15 protein-coding genes are annotated in these 19520 nt (G+C 63.4%); 6 read left to right on the top strand and 9 right to left on the bottom strand.

All coding sequences use genetic code 11. From position 1 onward, the window contains the following. The first annotated feature begins 35 nt into the window (after nucleotides 1-35). The 3 genes from BN1313_RS07145 to BN1313_RS07135 are packed head-to-tail and all read left to right on the top strand — an operon-like array spanning nucleotide 36 to nucleotide 6184. Nucleotides 36-1220, top strand: coding sequence for a DUF6361 family protein (locus BN1313_RS07145; protein WP_091738364.1), 1185 nt, complete (start codon nucleotides 36-38; stop codon nucleotides 1218-1220). Further along, nucleotides 1210-3066, top strand: a complete 1857-nt coding sequence (locus BN1313_RS07140) for a phospholipase D family protein (protein WP_091738361.1) — start codon at nucleotides 1210-1212, stop codon at nucleotides 3064-3066. Before BN1313_RS07145 ends, BN1313_RS07140 begins: the two co-directional genes overlap by 11 nt. Beyond that, on the top strand, nucleotides 3056-6184 hold the full coding sequence (locus BN1313_RS07135; RefSeq protein ID WP_091738358.1) for a P-loop NTPase family protein: 3129 nt from the start codon (nucleotides 3056-3058) through the stop codon (nucleotides 6182-6184). The genes BN1313_RS07140 and BN1313_RS07135 overlap by 11 nt, the downstream gene beginning before the upstream one ends. A gap of 11 nt (nucleotides 6185-6195) precedes the next feature. On the opposite strand, the gene BN1313_RS07130 is transcribed toward BN1313_RS07135, so the two are convergent. From BN1313_RS07130 to BN1313_RS07115, 4 genes are all read right to left on the bottom strand, one after another. After that, the gene (locus BN1313_RS07130) at nucleotides 6196-8049 is read right to left on the bottom strand and encodes a type II toxin-antitoxin system HipA family toxin (protein ID WP_091738355.1); all 1854 of its coding nucleotides are present in this window, start codon (nucleotides 8047-8049) and stop codon (nucleotides 6196-6198) included. Between the two features lie 305 nt (nucleotides 8050-8354). Continuing rightward, the gene (locus BN1313_RS07125; RefSeq protein ID WP_011157762.1) at nucleotides 8355-9245 is read right to left on the bottom strand and encodes a plasmid partitioning protein RepB C-terminal domain-containing protein; all 891 of its coding nucleotides are present in this window, start codon (nucleotides 9243-9245) and stop codon (nucleotides 8355-8357) included. Between the two features lies 1 nt (nucleotide 9246). Further along, nucleotides 9247-10131: a plasmid partitioning protein RepB C-terminal domain-containing protein gene (locus BN1313_RS07120; protein WP_009820574.1), complete on the bottom strand. Its 885-nt coding sequence runs from the start codon at nucleotides 10129-10131 to the stop codon at nucleotides 9247-9249. Then, on the bottom strand, nucleotides 10128-11696 hold the full coding sequence (locus tag BN1313_RS07115; protein ID WP_091738352.1) for a recombinase family protein: 1569 nt from the start codon (nucleotides 11694-11696) through the stop codon (nucleotides 10128-10130). Before BN1313_RS07115 ends, BN1313_RS07120 begins: the two co-directional genes overlap by 4 nt. Nucleotides 11697-11771: 75 nt before the next feature. Here BN1313_RS07115 and BN1313_RS07110 point away from each other — a divergent pair, with 75 nt between their 5' ends. From BN1313_RS07110 to BN1313_RS07105, 3 genes are all read left to right on the top strand, one after another. Continuing rightward, on the top strand, nucleotides 11772-12146 hold the full coding sequence (locus BN1313_RS07110) for a hypothetical protein (protein WP_091738349.1): 375 nt from the start codon (nucleotides 11772-11774) through the stop codon (nucleotides 12144-12146). After that, on the top strand, nucleotides 12143-12763 hold the full coding sequence (locus BN1313_RS17075) for a GIY-YIG nuclease family protein (RefSeq protein ID WP_425414996.1): 621 nt from the start codon (nucleotides 12143-12145) through the stop codon (nucleotides 12761-12763). The genes BN1313_RS07110 and BN1313_RS17075 overlap by 4 nt, the downstream gene beginning before the upstream one ends. A gap of 172 nt (nucleotides 12764-12935) precedes the next feature. Beyond that, entirely contained in the window at nucleotides 12936-13226 is a 291-nt protein-coding gene (locus BN1313_RS07105) for a helix-turn-helix transcriptional regulator (protein WP_091738346.1), read from the top strand. On the opposite strand, the gene BN1313_RS07100 is transcribed toward BN1313_RS07105, so the two are convergent. The 5 genes from BN1313_RS07100 to guaB form a co-directional block, all read right to left on the bottom strand. Beyond that, a complete protein-coding gene (locus BN1313_RS07100; RefSeq protein ID WP_425414995.1) occupies nucleotides 13198-14511 on the bottom strand; it encodes a tyrosine-type recombinase/integrase in 1314 nt (437 codons plus the stop codon). The two genes, BN1313_RS07105 and BN1313_RS07100, sit on opposite strands and share 29 nt — an antisense overlap. A gap of 236 nt (nucleotides 14512-14747) precedes the next feature. Beyond that, complete coding sequence (guaA, locus tag BN1313_RS07095; RefSeq protein WP_091738343.1) at nucleotides 14748-16310, bottom strand: glutamine-hydrolyzing GMP synthase; 1563 nt, start codon at nucleotides 16308-16310, stop codon at nucleotides 14748-14750. Nucleotides 16311-16319: 9 nt separating this feature from the next. After that, nucleotides 16320-17597 (bottom strand): RsmB/NOP family class I SAM-dependent RNA methyltransferase, encoded by a 1278-nt coding sequence (locus tag BN1313_RS07090; RefSeq protein ID WP_091738340.1) that lies wholly within the window; start codon nucleotides 17595-17597, stop codon nucleotides 16320-16322. Nucleotides 17598-17606: 9 nt separating this feature from the next. After that, nucleotides 17607-18005, bottom strand: a complete 399-nt coding sequence (locus BN1313_RS07085) for an MAPEG family protein (protein ID WP_245620127.1) — start codon at nucleotides 18003-18005, stop codon at nucleotides 17607-17609. Between the two features lie 3 nt (nucleotides 18006-18008). After that, the gene (gene guaB / locus BN1313_RS07080; protein WP_091738337.1) at nucleotides 18009-19472 is read right to left on the bottom strand and encodes an IMP dehydrogenase; all 1464 of its coding nucleotides are present in this window, start codon (nucleotides 19470-19472) and stop codon (nucleotides 18009-18011) included. Between the last annotated feature and the right edge of the window lie 48 nt (nucleotides 19473-19520).

Genomic DNA, 19520 nt, shown 5'->3' with positions numbered 1-19520 from the left:
CGCTAGTCGTCCATTGAATAAGCCACGGGGGGCCAATGTCTTCACTTGCCTGGATTGATTTCGATGAAGCCGAGCGCCAGCGCGCGCAGCGGATCATGGCCCTATTCCAGGAGCGGGAAACCCGCGACGAACTGGGTCTGGGCGGCATCCGCGATTCGATCGCCGATCACCTTTTCCCGGGCACCAGCACGATCCAAACCCGGCTGCGCTACATGCTGTTCATCCCTTGGCTGTTCCAGATGCTCGAAGGATCATCGGCCGGGGCGGATCAGCTCGCGAGCGAAGCGCGCGCCCTCGAAAACCGGCTCGCCAACGCGCTCAAAGCCGGCGGCGAGTCCAACGGCATCATTGGCAGGGATGCCGGTGCGGACCTCCAGAGACTGCCCAGTTCGGTCTACTGGGCCGGGCTCGGCACATGGGGCATCCGTCTCTTCCCAGGCTCAACCGACAACCTCTTTTCGTCCATGCGCCATCTCCAACGCGCGCGGCCTCGTGTCCGCGAAAGCGAGGATTCAGCGTCCGAGGCCCAAGCCCTTCAGATCTGGACCGCGACGCTGCCAGCGCGTCCCACCGACCTGCTCGACCATACGCAGTTCAAGCTCTCGCTCGACGAGGCCCAGTTCATCATCGATCGGCTCATCGCCCATCAACCGCACAGCCTCTTGGCGTTTTTGGCGCGAAGCGGGTCCAGCCAAGCTGAATGCGACAACATCTGGGAGCACCCCCATCTTGCCGATTTCCCTGACGACGCCCGCACATTGGTCGGCCATGGCGCGATATTCTCCAGCGTGATGCACGGCGCCTCGCTGCTCTACAACTTGCTACTCAGCCGGCTCCGTGAGCGGGCCGAATGGATCGAGAAATACGAGGTGCGGTTTGCCGAATGGCAATCCAGCCTGGACATGGCCGCAATCCGGGCTTGGTCACTCGATGCCTTCTGGGCGGCGATCGATCATCCCGCACACAGCATCCGGCCCGCCGCCAAACGCTTCGTCGCCGAATGGCTTGGCCTGTTGACATCGGGCAGCGTCCTAGACGGTGCGCTGACGCCGGCCGCCCGTCTTGTGCAGGATCGCGAGCGGCGACTGAAAACAAGCCAGTCCCGATTTGCCAATCGAGCCGTGCGAGACCGTTGGACAGGCGCTTCTGGTGTCGAGCCGCTGACCTTCCGATGGGCGCAAGCCAAGTCGCACCTGCGGGATCTTGCCAGTGCTGAATAGAACGACGCTCGATCCGGAAACCCGCGTTCTCTACGGCGACAGCCTTCAGCCCCCTCCGGGCTATGTCTTCGACGCTGCGATCGCGACGACTTTCTCGCTCGATTTCGAAACCGCGCTCGCCGCACCCGTCAGCCTCGCCCTGTTCGCGGCTGAAAATCGTGACGACATTCTTACCCACCCGCTGGCGCTGCTCGAAGGCGCCGAGCGGATCGCCGGACGCCTCGTCATCTATGCCGATGCAGGGCATCTACATGCTCAAAGCCGCCCTCATTCACGGCTCTGCTCTCTGCTCGAACGCATCATCGTCGAAGTCGCCGCACCGCGCGAAGGTGCTTTCCATCCCAAGCTCTGGGCTCTCCGCTATCGGCCGACGCGCGCCGAAGATCCGATGCTCCTGCGGTTGCTGGTGCTCTCGCGCAACCTTACGCGAGATCGGTCCTGGGACATCTCGCTACGCCTCGACGGCGAGCTGACGCGCCGACCCGATGCGAACAACCGGCCGCTTTTCGATCTTCTGAGCCGACTGCCAGACCTCGCCGTCGCAGGCATCTCCGACGATGCGCGCACACTGACCGCTGAGGTTGCCGAAGATATTCGGCGCGCCAGGTGGACCGTTCCCGACCGGTTCGACGAGGTCAGCTTCGCGGTCAACGGGTTCGGCGGCAAAATCTGGCAGCCTACGTCCTGTGCGCGACTGGGCGTCATCTCGCCCTTTTGCGACACCAGTGCGCTCAACCTGCTCAGCGGGCTGCCGACAGCAGAAAAACCCGTCATCATCAGCCGTCCGGATCAATTGGCTTGCGTCGACAGCGCCACGCTGGACGCTTTTGAACGCGTTTCCGTTCTCGACGAAATGGCCGCCACCGAAGACGGCGAGGAGGTCTCCACCAGCGCGCTTCAGGGATTACACGCCAAGGCGTTCATCGCCGAGACGGGCTGGGACACGATCCTGACGATCGGGTCCGGCAACGCGACGCGTCCCGCCCTTTTGTCGGGGACCAATGTGGAGCTCTTCGCTTCGCTCAGAGGCAAGCGATCTAAGGTCGGCAGCGTCGAGCAGATCATGGGCGAGAAGGGCTTTGGGCGCCTCACCCGCACCTTCGTTGCCAGCGAGCTTGAACCCATTGATCCCGCCACCATCGCCGCAGAGGCAAGGCTCGACGACGCACGCCGCGTCTTGTGCCGCGGTGGATTGCGCCTGCGCTGTGAGCGGATCGAAAGCATTGACGGCGATGCGCACCCGTGGCGCGTCTGGCTCATTCCCACGGAGCCGTTGCCGCTTGTCGGCATCGCCTCGCTGCAGGTCTGGCCCATCACCCGAGGAGATGGCCATGCCAGCGATGTGCTGGATGCCCTTCGCACAGGAACGGTCGTCGATCTCGGTGCCATGCCGATCGTCGATCTTACCCGCTTTCTGGCCTTTCGGTTGACCGCAGACGGTGCCCAGGTGTCAGCCCTGTTCAGCACCAGTCTGGTGATGGAAGGCCTTCCGCCCGAACGCCATGCCGCGATTCTTCGCTGGGTGATCGACAGCCGAGATGCGTTCTTTCGCTATCTGCGGCTCCTCTTGTCAGACCTCGGCGATCCATTCGGCGCGGCCTTGGCGGCGCAGGAGGGTTCCGGCAGCATGGCTTGGGCCAGTGCCGCCGACGACGCGCCGCTCCTGGAAGATATGGTTCGCGCCTTATGCCGTGGAGGCGAAAGACTTCATGCGATCGAACGCCTGATGACGCGATTGGAGGCTGGCAACGATACGGGAGCCGATCCGATACCCAGCGATTTTCGAACCCTTTGGGATGCTTTCCGCATTGCCCTCCAAGATCAGGGCCTCAGCCATGACGGATAACCGGTTTGAAGCCGAAGCTGCCCTCGCTCCGCTGAAAGCCTTTCAGCGTCGTACAGTCGATTATGTGTTTGACCGGCTTTACGGCGATCAGGATCCCGTGAGGCAATTTCTCGTCGCGGACGAAGTGGGCCTTGGCAAAACCATGGTCGCGCGCGGCGTCATCGCCCGCACTATCGAGAAGCTTTGGGACAGCACCGACCGGATCGATATCCTCTATATCTGTTCCAATCAGGCGATTGCAGCTCAGAACATAAATCGGCTCAATGTGCTTGGCCGACGCGAGCTGGCGTTACCGACGCGCATGACCCTTATACCGCTCCAGGTCCGGGGCGATCAGGGGCTCGACGCCAACAAGGTCAACTTCATCAGCCTGACACCAGGCACGACCTTTGACCTGCGCTCGACCACAGGCGTCACGCAGGAACGCGCCTTGCTGCTGCGGATGCTCGAAGACCGGGTGTCGCGGCCGCGCGGCCTGCACAATCTGCTTCAGGTGTCCGCCGGTGTTGATGGCTGGAATACCGCCGTCCGCGAGCTGTCTCTGGATGGTGTTGATCAACGCATCATCGATCGCTTCCGCCGCGAAGTCGAAAAAGATGCCGAACTGTTCACGGAACTGGAGGCGGTCTGCGACCTCTTCCCGCGTCGCCGTGAAGCCTATCCTTATGAGCTGAACCAGCGGCGCAATGGTCTGGTCGGTCGTCTTCGCGGCAAACTCTCGCACGCCTGCATCGACGCCCTGAAACCCGACCTCATCATCATGGACGAGTTTCAGCGGTTCCGCGACTTGCTCCACGGCGAAACCCCGGCTGCTGACCTGGCGCGCGAGCTGTTCGACTACTCGGACGGCAAGGGTCATGCCGCGCGCACGCTTCTGCTTTCCGCCACACCCTACCGGATGCTGACATTGTCGGGTGACGAACCCGATGACGGCGAACATTACCGTGATTTTCTGGAGACCTTGTCCTTCCTCTACGGTCGGACCAACGGTCCCGACGTGGCCAAAGCGCTAGAACGCGAAATGCGCGAGTTTCGCGGCTTCCTTCATGCGCTGCCCGGCGCGCGCAACGAGGCCATCGGCGCGCGCCACGTCGTCGAGGACCGGCTGCGCAAGGTAATGGCGCGCACCGAACGCGTGGCCAGCACCATCGAGCGCGACTCAATGGTGAGCGAGCCGCCGATGGCCATCACGATCCTGCCATCTGATCTACGCCAGGCCGCAGCAGTGTCGGACGTTGCGCGCGCCCTCGATGCGCCGGAGATCACCGAATACTGGAAGTCCGCGCCCTACCTCCTAAACTTCATGCGCGACTATGCGCTCAAGCGGCTTCTGAAAGATCAGCTCGACAAGCCGGCGCCCAACCTGTGCGCTGCGCTCGAACGCGCACGGCCTGCCATGCTCGAGCGCGACCGGCTTGACGCCTACGAGCCCCTCGAACCCGCTAACGGTCGGATGCGCGGCGTCATGGATGACGTGTTCGGCGATGGTCTCGATCAACATCTGTGGATCCCGCCATCCCTACCCTATTACGGTCCCGAGCGATCCGGGCCGCCGCTGACCAAGGCGCTAATCTTCTCATCCTGGTCGATGGTGCCCGATGCGATCGCGTCAATCCTGTCCTACGAGGCCGAACGCCGCATGGGCGTCGGCGCTTCGGGGCAGCGATATTTCGGTCATGTTCGCCCACGCCCCATCCAGTTCCGGCAAAATCAAGGGCGGCTTGTCGCCATGCGCGCAATGCACCTGGTCTATCCGTCGCCGACCTTGGCGCGCATTGCCGACCCTCTTGCGATCTTTGGAGCGTCAAACGAAACCCTGTCGGTCGAAGCCATGCGTAAAGCCGTCGCCGACCGCTTGCGCGAGAGCGTCGCCGCGCTCGCCGAGCGGTCAGGCGACACCGCAGATGGCCGCGATTGGGAATGGGCTGCCCCGGCCGTCATCGACGCCATGGCGAAAGCCAGCTCCGTCGCCTGGGTCAACTCGCCTTACGGCTTCGCCCTCCTCGGCAACGAAGAGGGTTTCAAGGAGCATGTCGCCGAACTGCGGACTGTGACAACCGAACGCACCTTTGGACCCGTACCGGACACGCTGATTGACCTTCTGGTCGATGTTGCTCTCGGCAGCCCCGCAGTCTGTGCGCTGCGCGCCCTGCACCGGATCGCGCCCGATATCGCTTGGGACGATCATCGACTGCTGAAGGCAGCGAACCAGATCTCTTGGGGTTTCCGCACGCTTTTCAACCAGCACGACGCCGTCGCCCTCCTCCGCAAGGACGACGATGACCGCTATTGGCGCCAGGTGCTCACCTACGGCGTTGAGCATAACCTTCAGGCCGTTCTCGACGAGTACGTCCACTATCTGCTCGACGCCGAGGGCTTGGGCGCCAAGCCGGCCGTCGATCGTATCACTGGAATCAGCAAGGCGATCTCGGAGGCGTTGGCCATTCGCCCCTCGCAGATCGATGTCGAGGATCCAACGGTCGACGGGAAGAAGCTGGTGATCAACAAGTTCCAGATGCGCGGGCGCTTCGCCATGCGCCTGGCCGACTACAAAGACGAGGAAGGCGGGGCCGCACGCCTCTCCAGCGTTCGCGATGCCTTCAACTCACCGTTCCGACCCTTCGCGCTGGCCACGACCTCCGTCGGACAGGAAGGCCTCGACTTTCACCCTTATTGCTATCGGCTCTATCACTGGAACTTGCCCGGAAATCCCGTCGATCTCGAGCAGCGCGAGGGGCGTGTCCACCGCTTCAAGGGTCACGCTATCCGCCTAAATCTGGCGCATCGGCAGGTCGACGTGGTGCGTGGGCGCGAGAGAGATCACGATGATCCCTGGCAGATCATGTTCGACGCAGCTCGCGCCGAGACCGAGAATGACTCTGACCTCATTCCCTACTGGATTTACGAAGGGCCGGTGAAGGTCGAACGCCGCGTGCCCATGCTCCCGTTCAGCCGCGAGGTCCGACGACTCGAGTGGCTCAAACGAAGCCTGACCGTCTATCGCCTCGCGTTCGGGCAACCGCGTCAGGAAGACCTGCTGGAGTATCTTCACAGCCTCATGGGAACCACCATGGCGGCAGAAGATCTCGCCGACCTGCAAATCCGGCTCCAACCGTGACGTCGCGCCGCTCAGTCGCCTTCAACGGCAAGTGCCTTGCAGCGCTCCCCGACCAAGGCGATCACCTTGTCCTGCGCTGCTTTGGCGGCCTCAGCCTCGGCCGCGAAGGCAGGTAGCTGAAGTCCCTGCGCCCGGTCGGCCACACGCGCGGTCAAGTCCGCAATCGCAGTCTCGGCATCTCCGGCGGATAGGCCGATTGTCCGCGCCAGCGCGAGGAAGTCCTGGCGCGTCAGACGGTCATCCTTGCCGTTGAGCTTGAGCGCCATGCGATCGCCCCCCAAACCCGGGAAGACGCGCGTGGTGACGGCGTCGTAGAGCGGCGCGAAGCGCACGCTCGTGAAGGCCTTGGCATCCACCTCGGCGATTTTGAGCACAGCGAGGTTCTTGAGATGCATATCGCCATCGGCGATGAGCCAGGCGAACACGGCCCGGCGGAACAGGATATCCAGATCGCTGGCCGGATCGGTCGACAGCGGTCGTAGGCCGCGCGCCATCCGCTCGATCGTTCCGTCGTATTTGGCGGATGCGGGAAGGTCCAGAATGGAGCAAAAGTCCTCCATCGCCAGACGCCGCTGATCCGCTGGCCCGCGACGAATATCGAACCGCTCGACGACCAGTGCGGGCGACATGCCGTCGGGCATCTCCAGCAGCGCGGCGTCGGGCACATCGAACCCGGCCGAGCGGCCAAGCTCCAGGCAAAGCCACTCGACGACCGGTAACGTCTCGAAGCCCGCCGTGCCGGCGGGCTTGAGGATATGTGTGAACGGCTGATCGATGGCCGGAACGAGGGCGCCATCAGGCATCAGGCTCATCGGTGCCTTGATCTGGACGCCCGACAGGCGCGGCGTTTCCGCGCGCGCGAAGATGCGCGCCAGGTTCTGCTCGAAGGTCTCCTCGATCTCGCCCCGCGCCGGACCGGCGTAGCGGCCCGTGAAGCGACCGGTGTCGATGTATCCAGCCAGTGTTGTCGTGAGAATGTCAGCAGGCAGCGCCGCCAGTTCTTCTCGACCCTCGACGATGACGATGTTCGACATATATCGCCGTCCGCGCCGGAGCGCCTCGCGTTCATCGCGTTCGTGGAGAACCTGCGCCAGCCAGCCCTCGGGAAGCAGCGATTCAATGAAGGCCGGCAGCTTGCCCGGCGTGGTTTCGCGCACGAGGGCCGGTCCCGCTCGACGCCCCGGCTTCCAGCGCCATTCAAATCCATCGTGGGTCAGCCGGCCGAGCGGCTCACCGTGCCATGCGACGAGGAGATCGAGCGCTGCCTTGTTGACCGGCGCCTTGGCAACGCCCGGCTGTGCCAGCAGGAAGCGTTCGGCGCCTTCACCTTCGCGATACCATTCGTTCTCGCGCGCCAGCACCCAGACGGCGTCGGCCGCGGCTTGAGGCGTCCCATGTTCCTCCACCAGGCGCGCCGCCATCTGCGCACGCATGTCGGCGGTAACCGCGCTCGCATGTTCGCTGCGCAGGCGGAACGCTTCGAGAAAGCGCTGGCGTGGCGATGAGGCGTCGACGCGCAATTCGCCCAGGTCGTCGCCGATGACCGCGATCGCGGTCGATGGATGCTTCGGCGCTTCGTTCTGGATGATCTCGAGCGTCCGCAACCGCGTGCGCTGGTTGCGGCGGCCGCTGATAAACAACCGTCCGTCCGGTGTCGGCGCGAGCAGCGCCGCGCTTGCGGACGACAGATAGGCGTTGGGATAGAGATAGTGCGCAATACGCACTGCATGGCCGAGGATCGTCGCCTCGATGTCACCTTGGTCATCGACGTAAACCCCGCGCACGAGCTGGATCAACTCACCGGCTTGCGCGCGCTGATGCGCGCGTTTGGCGTCAATTGTCTCACCGACTAGATGAAGAGCCATAGTATTATCTCGCATCTCAGATGCGCGTTAATCCCACCATCCGGCTCCGCGTGCAAGAATTATCGCGCATCTGAGATGCGCGATAATTCCAGCGCTTAAAGAGATTGGAGCGCGCCGACCCGGAATGATCGGCGCGCTCCAGAACAATCATGCCGCGAACGGCACGCAGCCAGCCCTATGGCGACTGGCCTAGCGGGCTCCGAGCGGGTTCGCCGCCATCCCCGCCACCGCCCTTGATCCGCCCCTCGCGGCGGCTTCTCCGACGGTCCCGGCGCTTCTGGGTCCCGGTCCCCAAGCTTGAACGGTCAGGGCGTCGTCGATTGATCGAGCGAGGTGGCCTGCACGATGGCGCGGAAATTCTCGAGAAATTCGGGGTGCCGCCCTGCCAGAAATCCCTCGATCTCAGGCTTCGCCAGCAGGCGCTCGATAAAGCCGGAAGCCACGACCAGGACCAGCATGTCGTCGCCATAGGAGACCTCAAGCTCCTTATAGTCCTCGCTCACCGACGCCATCTCCCGTTCGAGACGCCCCATCTGCTCGGCCGACAACCCCGTCGCCTTCTTGAGTTCGTCAGGCTTGTGCAGATCCGACGGCTTCGAGGTCGCCAGGAGCGCCTTGGCATAACTGACCGTATAATTGTTCGCCGACACCATCAGTTCGGCCACCTCAAGCTGACGGATCGGCTTCATCTTGCGCAGCTTCTGGAAGGCGTGGTGCCCTACTGGCTTGTCCTTCAGCAGCTCGGCGACATCCCCGCTGATCCCTGCCAGAAGATGTCGGCGCTGGCGGATCACCTTCACGTCGACATTGAGCGCTCGCGCCAGCTTTTCCTCCGACACCCCACGATCGAGCGCGCGCACGATCATGTAGTGTTCCTGGATCGTCGCCAGCCGGTTGACCCGCTTGTTGTAGGTGAAGGACTCGTCGTCATCGGCGACAACGCAAGGGGCCTCGGTCGCACCAAGAAACCGCAGGGCATCAAGGCGCATGTGTCCGTCGAGGAGAAGGTAGCTGCCGCCTTTCTGGCGCGCGATCGACAGCGGCTCGATCAGCCCGACTTCCGCAACAGATGCCGCGATCCGGCGATATTTGACGGACTCACGCACCCCTGCCGGCAGCGCCTTGGTCGCCAAGAGCTCACCGATCGGGAGGACTAGGATCTTGCGCTCGAAGGCGATTTTGACCGTATCGGACATCTTACGCCTTCGTCGGTCCGATCCGCTCGGCCAGTGCGCGCGGCAAGGTGCTCAGCCCCTCCGCCCGCAGCAGCGTCACGAAATGATCGTCGGCCAGCAGACGCCGCATGGCGTTGGCGACGAACAGCAACCGGCTGCGCGCCAAGGAGGCGCGCTTGATCAGCAGCTTCTGCCGCTCCGTCTCGCGTTGATACGCGCGGATCAGGCTTTCCGATGTGACCGGCTTTTGGGTGCGACCAACCCGCGATCCCCGCTTGTGAAGCTGCTTGCCGCTGGTGTTGCGCTGTTCGATGATCTGCCGGATCGCGAGCACCTGATTGCCCGGGATCGACTTCTCCTCATAGGCCTGCGCCAGCGCCTGCTGAACCTCGCCTTCCTTGGCGCGGGCGATTTCCATCGCGATTGAATGTGGGATGACGCCGCGCTCGACCGCCGCGATCAGCTTCTCCTCGCCATTGTCGAGCAACAGGCAGATCGCACTGACATACTCGACGGAGAAATCGACCTTGGCGGCGATCTCCGGGTGCGAATAGCCCCGGGCGCTCAGCGCGCCGATCGCGTGAACCAGTTCCAATGGGCTGTGCTGGCGCCGCGCAAGGTTCTCGACCAAGCTCATGACGTAACAATCTTCCTCGGCCGCATCGATCACGATGGCCGGGATTTCGGTCTGGCCGAGCGCGATGAAGGCCTCGAGGCGACCCTGACCGCACACCAGGTCAAACCGCGTCTTTCCGGGTCGCTGGCTGACCGTGATCGGCTTCTTCAGCCCGAGATGGGCAATGCTATTCACCAGCTCCTGGAAGATCCGCTTGTTGCGAACCCGCGGGTTGAGAATGGTGATCAGATCGACCGGCACCGAGCGGATTTCGGGGGGCGGCGCGCTCATGCGGCAACCTTCAGCGGCACGCGGCGCGTCAGATCGAAAAACGCCTCCAAGGTATCGAAGCGGTAGGCATCGAGTAGGATGCCGTTCTCTGGTGCGAGCCTCAGATTCGGCGTGGTGCCGACGTCCAGCCATGGCAGCAAGTAGTAGTCGTGTATGGCGGCATTATCTTCCTGCATCCGCGCCACGATGGTGATGCTGGGCCTCAACCCGCTGTCGAAGCGGACCTTCCAGCGCAGCCCGCCGGCGGGGCTGATGTAACACCGAGAAATCACCAGCGAGGCCGTAAACTCGTCATTGATATGCAGGAGGTCGGTGACGGGGTCGCGGCGCACCGTGCCGCCGGCCGCGCCAATGTCGGCGATGACCTGTGCCACGACATCGGGATGCAGTGTCCGCAGCGTTCGATTGGTCTCGATATAGCGATAGTCCCGCGACGGGGCGTACCCGACAAGCTGGTAGGCGCGCACCAAGCTTCCGAAACGGTGTCGGAACGTCGAGCTCGACGGCATGTCCTCGACCTCGTCGATCACGAGGCCCGACAACCAACCCTTCTCAACGAGCAGGGCTGACAGCCGACCAAGAAGCTCCTCGTCGGTGAAACGGCGGCTGCGCTCTTGAATAATCCGCTGGGCCGCCTCGAAGAAATCACGCTCGACGATCGCCTCGAAAGCCCCATCGCCCCGGACCCACATATCGGGCGTGTTCACCACCCGCTTGGCTTTCAGCTTGAAGGACGCCCGATTGTAGACGTTGTTGCCGATGTATTTTTCATTGGTCAGCACCTGATGAACGGTTCCGCGCGTCCATGGCCGACCAAGATCGGTGAGGATGCCCTCATCATTGAGGGCTGTGGCGATCTCCGTTTCGGTGCGGCGCTGGACGACGAACATCCGGTAGAGACGCCGGACCACCTCGATCTCTTCAGGTGGCCCCGGCCTGAGCACGACCCGGTCCGTTTGCAGGCTCTTCTGCTCTCCATGATTGAGGACCGCTTTGGGCTGGCGATTCTCATCGACGAGATAGCGGCGTAGGCCAAAGCCCGCGGCGCCGCCTTGACGGAAACCGAGACGGATCAACCGGCACTGGCCAGTAAAAACCTTCACCGACAGCTCACGGCTATATTCGCCAGCCATCGCCCGCTTCATGCTCTTGATGATCGTCGCGCTCAGGCTGCCATCATTCTCGAACTGCTCGGCGCAGTATTGAACGGCGATCCCCGCTTCCCGGCAGATGAACTCGTAATAGGCGCTCTCATCAGCGTCCTGGAACCGGCCCCAGCGGCTCACGTCATAGACAAGGATCGCTTTGAAGTCGGTCTGACCGCCTCGCACGTCGGCGATGAGCTGCTGAAGCGATAGCCGACCATCGAGCCGAAGGCCGCTCTTGCCCGAGTCCTCGTAGGTCTTCACGATCTCGAAGCCACGCCGAGCGGCGTATTGGGCGATGATTTCGGCCTGGTTCTCGGTCGAATATTTCTGATGCTCCGTCGACATACGGACATACTGCGCAGCGCGCACCGGAGGCCGCGGCGATGCTTCAGCAGTGACCGTCTCCGATAGGTTCATCACACCGGCTGCTTTCGTTTAGGCTCCGAGCGGACAGGTTCGACTTCCCACCAAATCTATTGGGAGTCAGGACGAATGTCGTTCTCCGAGAAAGACCGAAAACTTCAGTCGAAAACTGGAAATTCTTTTCCGTCGCCTCAGTCAGTCGAGCCGCTCGCGACAGCGATCGCCACGGCGCTGAAAGCGGAATTCGGCAATACGCCCTCCGCCCACAAGACCGTGGCGCAGCTCACGCGCTCAAACGAGCGCGCGGTTCGCAACTGGTTCGAGGGGAAGAACAGCCCGAGCGGCGAAAACCTGGTTATCCTGATGCGCCACTCCGATCTCGTGCTACGCACAATGCTCGGCCTGGCGGATCGGCAAGATCTGGTCCTGGCGATCGGTCTGGCAACTCTGCGCCGACAGCTCGTTGATGCGGTCGCCGCGATCGATGGCCTGCCGTCAGGATGAAAGACGCCGGTCAATCGGGCGCGCCGGCTGACAACGTCGACTGGAGGAATTTGGGTATGCTCGCGGAGGAAATTGTCTCGGACCTTTTAACCCGGGAAGTCCTCGCGCCTTCTGCCGCCCGGCCTCCGTCATCGCCGGGGTTTTATGCTTGGTGGTGTCGCGAGGAGCAACTCGACGACGCGTTTCCTAGCATCCCCAAGGAAAATAGACCGCCAGTGCCTACGGCTTGGTCGCTACTCTATGTGGGCATTTCGCCAAGCGGTCCGACTAGCTCACGGAATATCGCGATACGCCTCGCAAAGGATCATGCTGGTGGGAATATTGGCGGATCGACATTCCGGCAAAGCCTTGCGGCGCTCCTGACGGGAAGCCTGGGACTTGAGCCGCGACGTGGATCTGACCGTTCTCGGCTCGTTTCTGAAGTGCCGCTTTCACGCTGGATTGAGAGCGCATGTGGCGTGACTTTCGCAACCGCTGAGCGTCCATGGGAATTCGAGACGGACGTCATCGCTATTCTCAACCCACCGCTGAATATTGACTGCGGCACCCATCCGTTTCGCCTTGAGGTCAAAGCGCGCCGCGCTGCGCTACGTCAGGCGTGCGGCTTAGGGGCCTGATCCTAAGGTCAATGCAAATATTCTCCCCCGGCGGCCGCGATCCATTCGGCCGTGGACCCGCCGATTTGCACGCCATCGCCGCCGCGAGCCCTACGCCGGTGCGTTCGCTCTTTTCATGTCGGGTCTATCGGCTCCAATCGGCATCAGACGCCAATCTCGTTGGAGTAGAGTTATGTCGACGAAATCTGAGGCCCTCAAAAAGCGGATGATCCGCCGCCATGAGCTTCGGCAGATCGTACCGCTGGCCGACACCACCATCTATGAGATGGAACAACGCGGCGAATTCCCTCGTCGTTTTGCGCTCACCCCGCGCTGTGTGGTGTGGGATCTGGCCGAGGTCGAAGCCTGGCTGACCGAGCGCCTGGCGACAGCCCGGCGATCGCCAATCGACCGGGCGCCGCACCCCGATGTGCGCAAGCGCAAGGCGCGTCCCGTCAAAGCGCCGGATCAGGCGCGAGCATAGGCATCGAGGGCGGAATCAGGACCGGCACGCGCTTCTGCCCCGCCACCCAGGCATCGATAATATCAGACCATTCCTGCATCATATGCCGCCGCTGATGCTCGTACTCCGCCTTGTTGTAGACGCCGCGCGAGGACCGCCCATCTTCATGGGCCAGGCACTTTTCGATCCAGTCACTGTTGAACCCCAATTCGTTGAGCAGGGTCGATCCGGTCCGGCGCAAGTCATGTACCGTGAACGGCTCCAGCGGTAAGCCTTCCTTCTGCGCGCGCTCCACGACGGCATAGGTGACGCGGTTGAAGGTTGCCCGGGACATCGGCGCATCAGCATCATACCGAGACGGCAGAAGGTAGCGCGAGTTGCCCGCGCAGGTCTTCAACGCGATCATGATGTCGAGGCATTGCTGCGAGAGATAGACGTTATGTGCCTTGGATCGCTTCATGCGCTCCTTGGGGATCGTCCACACGGCGTTCTCGAAGTCAACCTCGTCCCAGACCGCATCCTGCAGCTCGCTCTTGCGCACCATTGTCAGCAGGAAGAGGCGCATCCCGAGTCGGATCGTTGGCAGCGTCGCCACATGCTCGAGCTGCTTGAGCATCACGCGAATTTCCGTCGGCGACAGCGACCGGTCCTTTGGAACGAACGTCGCGATCGAAGCGGGGCCGACATCGTCGGCCGGATTGGCGACCTTCTCGCCGTGCAAGATCGCAAACCCGTAGATCTGCTTGAGGATGTCGCGGACATGGATCGCAGTCGCCGGAGCGCCGCGATCAACGATCTTACCGCAGTGGGCGCGTAGGTCATCCGGCGTGATCTCTGTCAGCAGCCGATTCTTCCAGACTGGCAGAAGCTCTCGTTCGAAGATCGAACGCCGCATCGCGCGGGTGCTGTCGGCCATCGGCGCCTTCACCAACCAGCGCTCACCAAACTCACCGAAGCTCTTGGCCTCCTTGATCCGGCGTTTGTCGCGTTGCTTTTCCTGGGCCGGGGACCTGCCTTCGAAGACTGCACGTTTAGCGTCGATCGTTGCTTCACGGGCTCGAGCCAGGGACAGACCGGAGGGACCGTACTTCCCCAGCGTCAGCGTCTCGCGTCGCCTATGCAGCCGGTAGTCCAGCCGAAACGTCAGCGTCCCGGAGGTTGAGACCTGAACATAAAGGCCGTCACGGTCAGTGACCTTGTATGCTTTTTCGCGTGGTTTCAGGTTCTTAAGGGCAACATCGGTGAGCATACCGACCTCCTCTACGCAAAATACCGTCAGGCGATTTTCGGCCATTTTCGCCGACATTATCGCTTGTTTTACAATGGCTTAGTGCGGACAAAATACCGTCACTAGCTTCAATACCTCTGACGGTATCGCTGGATTGGGCCAAGTGCAAGTTTGCCGGATACCGTCACGCATGACGCCAGGGCCAACCGCTGCTCCGCGATTGACCTCGATAGATAACGTTAGATAATCTTTTTTATTTCAATGCTTTGACGGAGCATTGCCGATTGATCGCGATAGCCAAAAATGGCCCCGAATCATTCCCACTCGATCGTGCCCGGAGGCTTCGACGTCACGTCGTAGACGACCCGATTCACGCCGCGGACCTCGTTTATGATCCGTGTGGCGCAGCGACCCAGCACCTCCCAGGGGAACTCAAAGAAGTCGGCGGTCATGCCGTCCGTCGAGGTGACGGCGCGCAGGGCCAGAACGTCTTCGTAGGTCCGGGCATCTCCCATCACACCGACCGTCTTGACCGGCAGCAGAACGGCGAAGGCCTGCCAGATGGCGTCATAGAGGCCAGCCTTTCGGATTTCGTCCAGGTAGATGGCGTCGGCCTGTTGCAGCACCGCGACCTTCTCAGGCGTGATCTCGCCTGGGATGCGGATGGCCAGGCCGGGCCCCGGAAACGGATGGCGGCCGACGAACGCCGGCGGCAATCCCAGTTCGACGCCCAGCTTGCGGACTTCGTCCTTGAAGAGCTCGCGCAGGGGCTCGACCAGCTTCAGCTTCATATAGTCCGGCAGGCCACCGACATTGTGGTGGCTCTTGATCACGGCGGAGGGGCCGCCGCTGGCCGAGACGCTCTCAATCACGTCTGGATAGAGGGTGCCCTGGGCCAGGAAGGTTGCGCCATCAATCTTGGCGGATTCGCGGTCGAACACGTCGATGAAGAGCTTGCCGATCGTCTTGCGCTTGGTCTCAGGGTCGCTGACGCCCGCCAGGGCGCCCAGGAAATCCTTCGATGCATCAACATGTACGAGCGGAATATTGTAGTGGTCTCGGAACATGGTGACGACCTGCTGGCCCTCATCCTTGCGCAGCAGGCCGGTGTCGACGAAGACGCAGGTCAGCTGATCGCCGATCGCCTCGTGGATCAGGACGGCGGCCACGGAGCTGTCGACGCCGCCGGACAGACCGCAGATCACCTTCTCGGTTCCGACCTGGGCGCGAATCTTGGCGACCATCTCGTCGCGGAACGCGGCCATGGTCCAGTCGCCCTTCAGCCCGGCGATACCGTGGGTGAAGTTGCGCAGGATCAGCGCGCCGCGCGGGGTGTGGGCGACCTCGGGGTGGAACTGGATGCCATAGAAGCGGCGTCCCTCGTCGGCGATCACGGCATAGGGGCTGCCCTCGGAGGTGGCGACGACGTGGAAGCCTTCCGGGATGGCGGTGATCTTGTCGCCATGACTCATCCAGACGGTTTCGTCCGAACCGGGCTCTCCCAGGCCGTCCAGCAAGGGAGATTCCTGCGCGATCCTAATTTCGGCGCGGCCGAATTCGCGGTCGTGGCCGCCCTCCACCTGGCCGCCTAGTTGGGCGCACATGGTCATTTCGCCGTAGCAGATGCCCAGCACCGGCACGCCGAGCTCGAAGATGCGCTGCGGCGCCGACGGGCTATGGGCCTCATGGACGCTGGCCGGGCCGCCGGAAAGAATCACCGCCTTGGGCGCGAAGGCGTCCAGCATGGCGTCGACCTTGTCGTAGGGGTGGATCTCGCAGAACACCCCGCTTTCGCGCAGGCGCCGCGCGATGAGCTGAGTCACCTGGCTGCCGAAATCGACGATCAGGACGCGTTCGTGTGCGGGCATGTCGGTCATGGTTTCTCGTCAGGCGGCGCGCTCCAGCACCGCGACGAAGAAACCGTCGGTGCCGGAACTCAAGGGCGAAAGGCGCAGATATCCCTGCGCCGTCAGGCGGGATTTTAGTTCAGGATCGGCCGTTGCTGGACGCGCCGTGAAGCCAGGCGTGCGAGCCAGGAAACCTTCAACGCGATCCTCGTTCTCCTCAGGCAGAAGCGAGCAGGTGACATAGACCAACCTGCCGCCAGGCTTGGTGAACGTGGCGCCGGCGTCCAGCACGCTGTCCTGGTCGGCCATCCGTTGGGCCAGCGTCTCCGGCTTCAGCCGCCATTTGGTGTCGGGGTGGCGGCGCCAGGCGCCGGAACCGCTGCAGGGCACGTCGATGAAAACGACGTCCATCTTCCCTTCCAGGCCCTTCAACGGGTCCGGATTGACTGGCGAGCGGATCTGCAGATTACGCACGCCGGCCCGATCGGCGCGACGGATGGTGTCGGCCAGACGGCGCGCCTCGCTGTCATAGGCGTAGACCTGGCCGGTGTTGCCCATGGCCGCCGCCAGGGCCAGGGTCTTGCCACCGCCGCCGGCGCAGAGATCAAGCACCTGCTTGCCCTTCACATCGCCCGCCGCCGAGGCGGCGACCTGCGAGCCCAGGTCCTGCACTTCGAACCAGCCCTTGGAGAAGGCCGGGATGGTCTCTACCGAGCCAGACCGGTCGGCGGCGTCAGGCGCAGCGATCCGCATGGCGGTGGGCAAGATTCCCGCCGGCGCGGCGTGGAGCGGGGCCAGCGCCTTCAGGGCGCGCTCAGGATCGGTCTTCAGCAGGTTGGCGCGCAGGTCCACCGGCGCGCGTTCGGCCAGGGCCGCGCCCTCGCTGGCAACGCCGTCGCCATAGACCCGCCTCAACGACGGCTCGAGCCAGTCGGGGACATCCGCCTGAACGGCGACCGGCGCCGCCGCCAGATCCTTCGGCGCAGCAAGGGCGGCGACCTCGGCCTCAGTCAGGGCGCCGATCCCGTGGGGTTCTTCACCCGCCGCCTCGGCGACCCGATCGACCGGCCAATCCCAGATGATGGCCAGTGCGGCCAGCGCCGCGGCGCGGGCGCTGTCGTCGCCCATCCGCCAGCCCAGGGACCTGCGGCGGCGAAGGACGTCCAGCACCAGACCGGAAACCCAGGCGCGGTCCTTTGAACCGGCGAACCGAGAACGCTCGCCCCAGTTCTTCAAGGCCATGCGCACCGGCCGGTGGCGGGTCTCGATGTCCTCAAGGACCTCGATGGCTGCGGCGAGCCGCCCGGCGTCACGCACCCCGGCGGCTCAGACGAAAATCGCGGCGATGACCATCAACAGGCCGACGACGCCGGCGCCCCACGCCATGCTGCGCACCAGCGCCACGCCCGAGGCGTAGAGCGGCGCATAGACAGCGCGGGCGGCGACATAGAGCACCGAACCCCAGGCCGTGAGCGAGCCGAAGCGGTCGGTGACGGCGCAGGCCAGGATCGCCACGGCGAACAGGGGGAAGGTCTCCATGAAGTTCGCAAAGGCGCGCTTCAGCCGCGCCGCGACCACGCCGACCGGACGTTCGTCATCGCGCGAGCCGCCGGCCCACTTCAGGTCCTGGCCGCTGCGACGCGCGGCGACCGCGGCCCACATCAGTTGGACGAACCCCAGTAGCGCCGCCAATCCCAGGAGCTTGATCTCGAGCGGTGAGGTCAAGCCTTAGCCCCCCGTCGGATAGTTGGGGGCTTCGCGCGTGATCATCACGTCATGGACGTGGCTTTCCCGCAGGCCCGCACCGGTGATGCGGATGAAGCGAGCGCGTTCCTGGAAGGACTCCAGGTCGGCGGCGCCGACGTAGCCCATGGCGGCGCGCAGGCCTCCGACCATCTGGTGTAGGATCGGGGCGATCGGGCCCTTGTGCGCCACCTGGCCCTCAATGCCTTCCGGCACCAGCTTCATCGAGTCCGACACGTCCTTCTGGAAGTACCGGTCGGCCGAGCCTCGAGCCATCGCACCCAGCGAGCCCATGCCGCGATAGGCCTTGTAGGAGCGGCCTTGATAGAGGAACACTTCGCCCGGACTCTCATCGACGCCGGCGAAGACCGAGCCCAGCATGGCGACCGAAGCGCCCATGGCGAGCGCCTTCGCCAGATCGCCGGAGTATTTGATCCCACCGTCGGCGATGATCGGCACGCCTGAGCCCTTGGCCGCGCGCACGGCGTCGGCGATGGCGGTGAGTTGCGGCACGCCGACGCCGGCGACGATCCGCGTGGTGCAGATCGAGCCCGGGCCGATGCCGACCTTCACCGCGTCAGCGCCGGCGTCGATCAGGGCGCGGGCGGCGTCATAGGTCGCGACGTTGCCGGCGATGATCTGGACGCGGTTGGTCTCACGCTTGATGCGGCTGACGGCCTCAGCGACGTTGATGTTGTGGCCGTGGGCGGTGTCGATGATCACCACATCGACGCCAGCATCGACCAGCGCCATGGAACGCTCGTAGCCATTGTCGCCGACGGTGGAGGCCGCGCCCACCAGCAGTCGGCCCTGGGCGTCCTTCGCTGCGAATGGGTGCTCCTCGGATTTCTCCATGTCGCGCACGGTGATCAGGCCGACGGCGCGATAGTCGTCGTCGACGACGATCAGCCGTTCGATCTTGTGTCGGCGCAGCAAGTCGCGGGCTTCGGCGGTGGAGACGCCCTCTTTAACAGTGACCAAATTCTCGTGCGTCATCAGCATCTTGGCGGGAACATCGTCCCTGTCCTCGAAGCGCATGTCACGGTTGGTCAAGATGCCTTCAAGACGGCCCGAAACCGGATCGACCACCGGGAACCCGGAGATGCGGCGGCGCGCCTTGATCTCGCGGATCTCGGAGAGCGGCGTGCCCGGATTGATGGTCAGCGGATTGATGACCATCCCGCTTTCGTAGCGCTTGACCTCGCGCACCTGGTCAGCCTGCTCCTCGACGGAGAAGTTCCGATGCAGAATGCCCATGCCGCCGGCCTGGGCCATGGCGATGGCCAGCCGGCTTTCGGTCACCGTGTCCATGGCGGCGGACACAAGCGGAATGTTCAGATTGATCTCTCGCGTGAACCTGGCGGAGACATCCACCTGGGTGGGCATCACATCGGATGGACCCGGTTCCAACAAAACATCGTCGAAGGTAAGTCCTTCGCGAATCTCCATAGAGACACCTCGTTTTGCGGGCCGGGTATAAGGGCTGGGCCCCCGACC

The organism is Phenylobacterium immobile (ATCC 35973) (assembly GCF_001375595.1).
Taxonomy (GTDB): Bacteria; Pseudomonadota; Alphaproteobacteria; order Caulobacterales; family Caulobacteraceae; genus Phenylobacterium; species Phenylobacterium immobile.
The sequence above is the reverse complement of the archived record's forward strand: the minus strand, read 5'-3'. Positions and strand labels throughout refer to the sequence as shown.

What these genes read in the sequence shown, in the direction of transcription:
- BN1313_RS07115 (WP_091738352.1), bottom strand. Translation starts at nt 11,696, where the DNA reads ATGAACCTATCGGAGACGGTCACTGCTGAAGCATCGCCGCGGCCTCCG.
- BN1313_RS07130 (WP_091738355.1), bottom strand. Translation starts at nt 8,049, where the DNA reads ATGGCTCTTCATCTAGTCGGTGAGACAATTGACGCCAAACGCGCGCAT.
- guaA (WP_091738343.1), bottom strand. Translation starts at nt 16,310, where the DNA reads ATGACCGACATGCCCGCACACGAACGCGTCCTGATCGTCGATTTCGGC.
- BN1313_RS17075 (WP_425414996.1), top strand. Translation starts at nt 12,143, where the DNA reads ATGAAAGACGCCGGTCAATCGGGCGCGCCGGCTGACAACGTCGACTGG.
- BN1313_RS07120 (WP_009820574.1), bottom strand. Translation starts at nt 10,131, where the DNA reads ATGAGCGCGCCGCCCCCCGAAATCCGCTCGGTGCCGGTCGATCTGATC.
- BN1313_RS07110 (WP_091738349.1), top strand. Translation starts at nt 11,772, where the DNA reads ATGTCGTTCTCCGAGAAAGACCGAAAACTTCAGTCGAAAACTGGAAAT.
- BN1313_RS07135 (WP_091738358.1), top strand. Translation starts at nt 3,056, where the DNA reads ATGACGGATAACCGGTTTGAAGCCGAAGCTGCCCTCGCTCCGCTGAAA.
- BN1313_RS07125 (WP_011157762.1), bottom strand. Translation starts at nt 9,245, where the DNA reads ATGTCCGATACGGTCAAAATCGCCTTCGAGCGCAAGATCCTAGTCCTC.
- guaB (WP_091738337.1), bottom strand. Translation starts at nt 19,472, where the DNA reads ATGGAGATTCGCGAAGGACTTACCTTCGACGATGTTTTGTTGGAACCG.
- BN1313_RS07105 (WP_091738346.1), top strand. Translation starts at nt 12,936, where the DNA reads ATGTCGACGAAATCTGAGGCCCTCAAAAAGCGGATGATCCGCCGCCAT.
- BN1313_RS07145 (WP_091738364.1), top strand. Translation starts at nt 36, where the DNA reads ATGTCTTCACTTGCCTGGATTGATTTCGATGAAGCCGAGCGCCAGCGC.
- BN1313_RS07100 (WP_425414995.1), bottom strand. Translation starts at nt 14,511, where the DNA reads ATGTCGGCGAAAATGGCCGAAAATCGCCTGACGGTATTTTGCGTAGAG.